General features: G+C 64.4%; 5 protein-coding genes and 2 pseudogenes. All 7 read right to left on the bottom strand.

What is annotated here, in order from left to right; genetic code table 11:
* Positions 1-94 precede the first annotated feature (94 nt).
* Positions 95-1,339, bottom strand: a pseudogene (locus FNJ47_RS42440) (GMC family oxidoreductase); the annotation flags it as partial.
* A gap of 28 nt (positions 1,340-1,367) precedes the next feature.
* A complete protein-coding gene (locus tag FNJ47_RS42435; protein ID WP_163162284.1) occupies positions 1,368-1,961 on the bottom strand; it encodes a GNAT family N-acetyltransferase in 594 nt (197 codons plus the stop codon).
* A 108-nt stretch (positions 1,962-2,069) separates the two neighbouring features.
* A complete protein-coding gene (locus FNJ47_RS42430; protein WP_163162282.1) occupies positions 2,070-2,996 on the bottom strand; it encodes an SMP-30/gluconolactonase/LRE family protein in 927 nt (308 codons plus the stop codon).
* Between the two features lie 311 nt (positions 2,997-3,307).
* The gene (locus FNJ47_RS42425) at positions 3,308-4,195 is read right to left on the bottom strand and encodes a 4-(cytidine 5'-diphospho)-2-C-methyl-D-erythritol kinase (RefSeq protein WP_163162280.1); all 888 of its coding nucleotides are present in this window, start codon (positions 4,193-4,195) and stop codon (positions 3,308-3,310) included.
* A gap of 269 nt (positions 4,196-4,464) precedes the next feature.
* A complete protein-coding gene (locus FNJ47_RS42420) occupies positions 4,465-6,252 on the bottom strand; it encodes a tetratricopeptide repeat protein (protein ID WP_163162278.1) in 1,788 nt (595 codons plus the stop codon).
* A gap of 432 nt (positions 6,253-6,684) precedes the next feature.
* Complete coding sequence (locus FNJ47_RS42415) at positions 6,685-8,343, bottom strand: electron transfer flavoprotein-ubiquinone oxidoreductase (RefSeq protein WP_163162276.1); 1,659 nt, start codon at positions 8,341-8,343, stop codon at positions 6,685-6,687.
* Positions 8,344-8,589: 246 nt separating this feature from the next.
* Positions 8,590-8,715, bottom strand: a pseudogene (locus FNJ47_RS51990) (uracil-DNA glycosylase); the annotation flags it as partial.

The raw sequence follows: 8,715 nt of genomic DNA, 5'->3' as shown, positions 1-8,715 counted from the left end.
ATGCCCACGTCACCGGCATCATCTTCGAGGGCAAGCGCGCGGTCGGCGTGCGCTATAATCGCGGCGGCAAGCACGGCGATCCCCTGGATATCCGCGCCACCAAGGAGGTCATCCTCTCCGGCGGCGCAAACGGATCGGCGGAGCGGATGCGGACATAGCCGCGGCTCTCCGGCCGCTGCTGCCACGAGGCGACCGTCATGCCGGGCTCGTCCTCGAGCTGGCCCTGCACGCCTTCCTTGTAGCTCGCCGGCGTGAAGGTGAGCTGCAGATCGGAGCTCTCGGTGGTCTCGCCGGAATGCCAGAAGCAGTAGACCATGGTCGGCGACAGCGACAGCAGGCCGCGCCGCGTCGTCGCCCATTTGATCGCTTCGCCCCACAGGCTGAGGCCGCGGCGCATTTCGTTGATGGTCCGGATGTTCTTGACCCGCGCAACCGAGCGCGGCGCGTAGTGATCCTGCAGGCCTTCGCCGACACCCGGCAGCGCGTGACGCACCTCGATGCCGTGCGCCTGCAACAGATCGGGCGAGCCGACACCGGAGAGCTGCAACAGCTGCGGCGAATTGTAGGCGCCGCCGGAGAGGATGACCTCCTTGGTGGCGCGGATATCCAGGGGATCGCCGTGCTTGCCGCCGCGATTATAGCGCACGCCGACCGCGCGCTTGCCCTCGAAGATGATGCCGGTGACGTGGGCATGGGTGCGCACATCGACATTCGGCCGCTTCCGCGCCGGATGCAGGAACGCGGTCGCGGCGCTGACGCGACGTCCGTTCAGGATGGTGCGCTGGCAGTACGACACGCCCTCCTGGATCTGGCCGTTGTAGTCAGGGTTGCGTGGAATGCCGAGGCTGACCGCGCCCGCCATGAAGGCCTCGCAGAGCGGATCCTGCCAGTCCATCGTGGTGACGGTGAGATTGCCGTTACGGCCACGATAAGTGTCGTCGCCCTCGCCGATCCGCTTCTCCATGCGCCGGAAATAGGGCAGCACGTCGGGATAGCCCCAGCCGCAATTGCCGAGTTGCGCCCAGGTGTCGAAATCCTGGCGCTGGCCGCGGTTGTAGATGTGGCCGTTGATCGAGGACGAGCCGCCGAGCGTCTTGCCGCGCGGCGCATAAATGCTGCGGCCGCCGGTGTAGGGCCCCACCTCCTGCTGGTAGGCCCAGTTCACGCTCTTCATGTGGAAGGTCTTGATGAAGCCGGCCGGCAGATGGATGTAGGGATGCCAGTCGCTCGGCCCCGCCTCGAGCACGCAGACCCGCGTGCCCGCATCTTCACTCAACCGATTGGTCAGCACGCTCCCGGCGGAGCCTGCGCCGATGATCACATAATCGAACGTTTCCATCGTCTCGCTTCTGGCGCCGACAAAAGTGTCAGCGCGGCTTTTCGTTGAGTTGATAGTTGAGATGCGCCTTCACCGTCGGCCATTCGCTGGCGATGATGCTGTAAACCACTGTGTCGCGCAACGTGCCGTTGGGCGCGATCTGATGGCTGCGCAGGATGCCGTCCTGCTTGGCACCCAGACGCTCGATGCCGCGCCGGCTCTGGTGATTGAAGAAATGCGTGCGGAACTCGACTGCGATGCAATCGAGCTTCTCGAAGGCATGTTGCAGCAGCAGCACTTTACACTGCGTATTGACCGCGCTGCGCTGCACACGCTTGGCGTACCAGGTCGAGCCGATCTCGACGCGGCGGTTCGGTGTGTCGACATTCATGTAGGTCGTCATGCCCGAGATCCGGCCATCGGCATCGAACACGGTGAACGGCAGCATCGATCCGGTCTTCTGCAAGCCGAGCCTGCGGTCGATCTCCTTGGCCATGTTCTCCGGCTGCGGGATCGCGGTGTACCAGAGGTTCGACAGACCGCCGTCTTTCACCGCGTCGACCAGGCCGTCGCGGTGATCGTGGGACAGCGGTTCGAGCCGCGCATGCGCGCCGCGAAGGGTGACCGGTTCAAGCCGGGGCATTTTGTATCCTTTCCGTCATTGCGAGGAGCGAGGCGACGAAGCAATCCATTCTCTCCGCGTTCGTGGTCGCATGGATTGCTTCGCTTCGCTCGCAATGACGTTCTTACGTCACTTGTTCAGAAAATTCAGCGGCAATCCGGGCCGCGACCAGTCCATCGCGATCAACTCGCCCCTGCCGGACAGCGTGATGTACGCGGTCTTCAGATCGGGGCCGCCGAAGGCGATGTTGGTGGTGACGCGGTCGCCGGTCGGCACCTGCTCGACGACCGTGCCGTCGGGCGCGATCACCGAGATGCAGCCCGAGATCAGGGTTGCGACGCAGACATTTCCGTTCGCTTCGACCGCGAGCGAGTCGAACATCTGGTAGCCGCCGAGGCCAGCGATCGGCTTGCCGCGCTCGCCGCGATAGATCACGTCGCGCGGCTTGATAGTGCCGGGCTCGGACACCTCGTAGGCCCACAACCGGGCAGTCGGCGTCTCCGCGATGTAGACGGTCTTCTCGTCCGGCGAGAGACCGATGCCATTGGCCGGCAGGATGCCGTGCACGGCCTCGACGATCTCGCTCATGCCGGGCTTCAGGTAATAGAACGCGCCGACATCCATGTCGCGGGCGCGGCGCTTGCCGAGATCGGAGAACCACAGGCCGCCCTGTCTGTCGAACACCAGATCGTTCGGCCCGCGCAGCTCATGCTCGCCGCACTTCGTCACCACGGTCTCGACCTTGCCGGATTGCAGATCGACACGCTGGATCGAGCCGCCGAGATAATCCTCCGGCTGCGGACCCGGCATGATCATGTTCTTGGTCGGGATCCAGGAGAAGCCGCCGTTGTTGCAGACGTAGATCTTGCCGTCGGGACCGAGCGCGGCGCCGTTCGGGCCGCCCGGCACCTTGGCGACGATCTCCTTGCGCCCGTCGGGATAGACCCGGGTCAGCCGCTGGCCGCGGATTTCAACCAGCACGACCGAGCCGTCGGGCATGACGACAGGACCTTCGGGAAACTCGAGGTCGGTGGCGAGAACTCGGATATTGGCCATGGCATCCTCCCGGCTCTTTGGCTGCAGGCGGATTCCGAACGGTCCCGCACGCGCAACGTTGTTGTTCATCCTGTTATGGCAAACGGGGTTTGGCTTGCCAAGCAACCGGGGGTGCAAGGCTGCCCGGCGTTGAGGCGGGAAGCGCTGCAATGTCGCACGGTATCGTGCCGAACTGCCACGGTGTCATCACCCGCGAAAGCGGGTGATCCAGTATTCCAGAGGCAGCAGTGCTTGAGCCGAGAGGCCGCGGCGTACTGGATCGCCCGGTCGAGCCGGGCGATGACAGTTGAAGGTGGTGCCGCGCGATCGCGCTAGCTCAGCGTGCCCGCATGCACCCACCAACCAGGGTGAGCGGCGCGGAGCTGTTCGCCGGCGGCCTGGGCGTCGGCGTCGGTTCCGAACACGGCAAAGCAGGTGGCACCGGAGCCCGACATGCGCACCAGGCGCACGTCCCTCGTGTCACGCAGCGCCGACAACACGTCGCTGATGACGGGCTCGATCCGCGCGGCGGGAGCTTCGAGATCGTTGGTGCCGCGCGACAGCGCCGCAATCCAGTCGTCGACTGCGCGGCCAGCCTCCGGCCAAGAGGACGCCTGCATCATCACATCGGTGGCACCGATCAGGAGCTCGCCATGACGCAGGCCGAGCGCGTTGAAGACGTCCTTGGTCGCAACCGGCACGCGCGGATTGACCAGCACGCACGGCATTTTCGGCAAATCGAGCGGCAGCAGGCCCTCGCCGACGCCGGTCATGTCGCAGGCGCGCGAGGCGACGCAGACCGGCACGTCGGCGCCGGTCTGCAGCGCGACCTCCATGATCCTACTGTCGTCGAGCGCGAGCTCGTTGAGCCGCGCCAACAGCCGCAGCGCGGCTGCGGCATCGGCCGAGCCGCCGCCGATACCGGCCGCAACCGGCAGCACCTTCTCCAGCGTGAAGTGGCCGACCTCGAGGTCCACGACGCGCTCGCCGAGCAGCCGCGCGGCCTTGAGCACCAGATTGTCCGATGTATCGCCGCAGGCATCGGCCAGCGGTCCCGTCATCGAGAGCGACAGCTCGGGGCCCGGCTGCAGCGTGAGCCGATCGGCGCAATCGGCAAATGCGACGACGCTCTCCAGGTCGTGAAACCCATCGACGCGCCGTCCGACAACCCTGAGCGTCAGGTTGACCTTGGCACGCCCTTCTTCAATCAGCGCCGGCACGGCGACAAACCCCTAAAAAACAATGATCGTGAGCGATTAGCGTAAATCGCCTCACGATCCTATCCCTTTGTTTGGATGGAAATTCCGGGGGGTATACCGGATTAAGCGCCGCATCCGCCGCCGTCGTCCCTGCGAAAGCGGGGACCCATACTCCGCGGCGGATGTTGTTAACGGGATTCGTCGTCCGGGCAGTCCGCAACAATAATCATCGATGGTTATGAGTCCCTGCTTTTGGAGGGACGACACCGAGTTTGCCGCACCCGCGAGCCCTATCCGCCCTTGCCGTCGTCGTCCTTCTTCTTGTCGGCGGCGGCGGCGTTGGAGGTGTCATCCGGCAGGCCGTTGTCGATCTTGGCCTGGATCTTCGGCAGCTCTTCCGGCTCGGGCTTGAGGTCGCGGGCGTGCGCCCACTGGAACTTGGCTTCCAGGGTGCGGCCGACGCGCCAATAGGCATCGCCGAGATGGTCGTTGATGGTCGGATCTTCCGGCTTCAGATCAATCGCGCGCTCGAGGTTCTTCACCGCCTCCTCGTAATTGCCGATCCGGTAATAGGCCCAACCGAGCGAGTCGACGATGTAGCCGTCGTCAGGGCGCTGATCGACGGCACGCTTGATCATCTTCATGCCTTCGTCGAGGTTGATGCCCTGGTCGATCCAGGAATAGCCGAGATAGTTCAGCACATGCGGCTGCTCGGGCTGCAGCTCGAGCGCCTTGCGCATGTCCGCCTCGGCCTTGTTCCACTGCTTGGAACGCTCCTCGCAGATGCCGCGGTAGTAATAGGTGACCCAGGCATTCTTGTCGCCGTTACCGGCCGGCAGCGCATCGATCGCCTGCGAGTAGGTGGTGGCGCAGTCGCCGAACTTCTTGCGGCCGCGCTCGATGTTGCCGAGCGCCAGGATCGCCTCGACGTCCTTCGGCTGATCTGACGTGACCTCCTTGAGGATCTTGATCGCCTCGTCGCTGCGGTCGGCGGCGTCGAGATTGGTCGCGAGCTGGATCTGCGCGTTGCGCTTCAGCGGCGAGGACGCCGGCATCCGCTCATAGACCTTGATCGCCATCTGCGGCTTCTTCACCGATTCATAGAGATCGGCGAGCGACAGCAGCGCCAGCGGATGGTTCGGCTGCAGATAGAGCGCCAGCTGCAGATAGACCAGCGCGAGGTCCTCGCCGCCGCGGCGGGTCAGCGTCGCGCCGATGCCGTACAGCGCCTCGGCGGCGCCGGCCTGCGGTGAATCGATCAGCGGCGGCAGCTTCTTGCCGGCCTTGGTCTCCTTGATGCCTTCCAGCACCAGCGGATGACGCGGCAACTTCTTGTCGAACGCCTCGTACATCGCGGTCGCGGCGGCGGCATCCTTGTTGCGCGAGGTCCAGCGCGCATATTCGTCGACCGTGCGCAGCATCGAATCGTCGAGCTTGTAGACCTTCTCGAAGCGGGCGCCGGCGTCCTTCTCCTTGCCGGCCAGCTCGTAGATCATGCCGGCATGCAGGTCCTTGAAGATCGGATACCATTCGGGGCCGGTCAGCTTGTCGATCGAGGCGACCGCACCCTTGCTGTCGCCGGCGCCATAGGACGCCCAGGCCGACAGCAGCGTCGCCACCAGATCGGTGATCGGGCCGCGCACCGACTGGTTGATGTTGGACTGCGCGGCGGCATACTTCTTCAGCTTGAGGTCGCGCACGCCGACGACGAGGCGCGCAACGCGGTTGGCCTTGTCTTGGGTCAGGATGCGGTCGGCGAGCTTGACCGCCTCCTCGATGTCGCCGTCGGCGAGCGAGGAGATGAAGGCGCGGTCGAGCAACTCGGAATTCTTCGGGTCGGTGCGCAGCGCGGAGCGGTAGAACGCCGCAGCCGAGGACGCATCGCGCTCGACGCTGGCGTGGCGGGCGGCGAGATAGCTACCCGCCGTGGTCAGCGACTTCAGGTCGGTCTTGGACGGGAATTGCGCGGCATTGTCGGTCGGATGGTCAGGCGTTTGCGCCGCGAGCTGCGCAGGCACGGCAAGCGCCGCGGCAGCAAGAAGGGCAATCGTCAGGCGGTTGAAACGGGTGGACAGCATCACGGTCGCCTTGCTCCAGGGATTTACGCCAAGATGGATTTTACGGCCAAGATCTTGCGATCAGTCTCAAAATGCGAACCCAAGCGGCGGCATCACGGCGAGCGACAATGCCGCTTTTGGCGGTTATCCGCAAGGATCGCCCAAAGGCAAGCCGTGACGAATCAATTGGCAGATTAGGCCTTTAGGCCCGCCGATCCAGCCAGCCCACCGCAAGACGCTCCCACTATGGCGGTATCGTGACCGGGCCCGGCATATTCGCGCGCGGACGCAAAAAGCGCCGGATACTGACGCCGCGGCCCCCTGTTCCGCGTCTCCAGATGTATACGACGGTGCAATCCGCCGCTTCCACATGACAGAGGCCACGCAAGGGGTACGACAGGTTGGCGGCGGCCTCACGCAAATGTGGTCGGCCGCCTTGACCTCACCCTGGCCTTACATCGCCTCGTAGTTCGGACCGCCGCCGCCCTCCGGAGGAACCCAGGTGATGTTGCCGTTGGGATCCTTCACGTCGCAGGTTTTGCAGTGGACGCAGTTCTGGGCGTTGATCTGGAAGCGCGGACCTGCGGATTCCTCGACCCATTCGTAAACGCCGGCCGGGCAATAGCGGTTGGAGGGACCCGCGAACACGTCGTGCTCCGAGGTCTTCTGCAGGTTCATGTCGGCGACCTTGAGATGGACCGGCTGGTCCTCCTCATGGTTGGTGTTGGACAGGAACACCGACGACAGCTTGTCGAACGAGATCTTGCCGTCCGGCTTCGGATAGGCGATCGGCTGATGCTGCTTGGATGGATCGAGCGTCTTGCGGTCCGGCTTGGCGTGCGACTGGGTGCCGAACAGCGAGAAGCCGAGCGTGTTGCACCACATGTCGAAGCCGGACAGCGCCATTCCGAGCAGATTGCCGAACTTCGACAGCAGCGGCTTGGCGTTGCGCACCTTGAACAGGTCCTTGCCGATCGCCGACGAGCGCCACGCATTCTCGTATTCGACGATTTCGTCATTGGCGCGTCCGGCGCCCAGCGCGGCAGCGACGTGCTCGGCGGCGAGCATGCCGGAGCCCATCGCGTTGTGGACGCCCTTGATGCGCGGCACGTTGACGAAGCCCGCCGCGCAGCCGATCAGCGCGCCGCCCGGGAAGGTCAGCCGCGGCACCGACTGGTAGCCGCCCTCGGTGATGGCACGCGCGCCATAGGCGAGCCGTTTGCCGCCCTCGAACACCTCGCGGATATCGGGATGCGTCTTCATCCGCTGGAATTCGTCGAACGGCGACAGATAGGGATCGTTGTAGTTCAGGTGAACGACGAAGCCGACCGCGACGCGGTTGTCGTCGTAATGATAGAGGAACGAGCCGCCGCCGGTCTTGTCGTTCAGCGGCCATCCGAGGGTGTGCTGTACCCAGCCCTTCTTGTGCTTCGCCGGATCGATCTGCCAGACTTCCTTCAGGCCGATGCCGAATTTCGGCGGCTCGGAGTTGGCGTCGAGCTTGAACTTGGCGATCAGTTGCTTGGACAGCGAGCCGCGCGCGCCCTCGGCGAACAGCGTGTACTTGCCGAGCAGCTCCATGCCGCGGGTATAGGAATCCTTGTGGCTGCCGTCCTTGGCGATGCCCATGTCGCCGGTGGCGATGCCGCGCACCGCGCCCTTGTCGTCATAGAGCACTTCGGCGGCGGCAAAGCCCGGATAGATCTCGACGCCGAGCGCTTCCGCCTTCGGCGCCAGCCAACGGCAGACATTGCCGAGCGAGCCGATATAGTTGTGATGATTGTGCATCAACGGCGGCATGATGAAGTTCGGGATGCGGAACCAGCCTTGCGACGTCGCCCAGTAGAAGCGGTCCTGCTTGACCTGCGTCTTCAGCGGACAGTCGGCATCCTCGCGCCAGTCGGGCACGAGCTTGTCGAGGCCGGCGGGATCGATCACCGCACCCGACAGAATGTGTGCGCCGACCTCGGAGCCCTTCTCCACCACGACGATCGAGAGCTCCGGATTGAGCTGCTTGAGCCGGATCGCGGCCGACAGGCCCGACGGGCCGGCGCCGACGATGACGACGTCGAATTCCATAGACTCGCGCGGGGGAAGGTCTTCAGCACTCATGATCTTTGATCTCAGCCCATTGAGAACGCTTCTAAGCTTTTCAAAAGTCGTTGTTTCCGATTTTTCGGGGAAGGACAACCACGGAATTGCGCCTCGATGGCTTTGCACCGTCCGGATACCGCAGAGAATAATCTTTTCCGAAAACCGCCCTCCACTTTTCCGGTCGATGCTCTAGATTGCGCCCATGATGGCCCTGCCGCCCGAGCCCACCCCTACACTGCAGCAATTGCTCGCCTTTTACCTCGAGGCCGGGTGGAAGGTGGCGACCGCACGGATCGTGCGCGTGCCGGTGTCGTAGTCGATCCATTTGCCGCGCGTGCGCATGATGCCCTCGCGCGTGCCGAGCAGCGCCTGGGTCGAGGGATTGCCGAG

Origin of the sequence: Bradyrhizobium uaiense (assembly GCF_010811875.1) — a bacterium.
Classification (GTDB): Bacteria; Pseudomonadota; Alphaproteobacteria; order Rhizobiales; family Xanthobacteraceae; genus Bradyrhizobium; species Bradyrhizobium uaiense.
The sequence above is the reverse complement of the archived record's forward strand: the minus strand, read 5'-3'. Positions and strand labels throughout refer to the sequence as shown.

What these genes read in the sequence shown, in the direction of transcription:
- FNJ47_RS42435 (WP_163162284.1), bottom strand. Translation starts at nt 1,961, where the DNA reads ATGCCCCGGCTTGAACCGGTCACCCTTCGCGGCGCGCATGCGCGGCTC.
- FNJ47_RS42430 (WP_163162282.1), bottom strand. Translation starts at nt 2,996, where the DNA reads ATGGCCAATATCCGAGTTCTCGCCACCGACCTCGAGTTTCCCGAAGGT.
- FNJ47_RS42420 (WP_163162278.1), bottom strand. Translation starts at nt 6,252, where the DNA reads ATGCTGTCCACCCGTTTCAACCGCCTGACGATTGCCCTTCTTGCTGCC.
- FNJ47_RS42415 (WP_163162276.1), bottom strand. Translation starts at nt 8,343, where the DNA reads ATGAGTGCTGAAGACCTTCCCCCGCGCGAGTCTATGGAATTCGACGTC.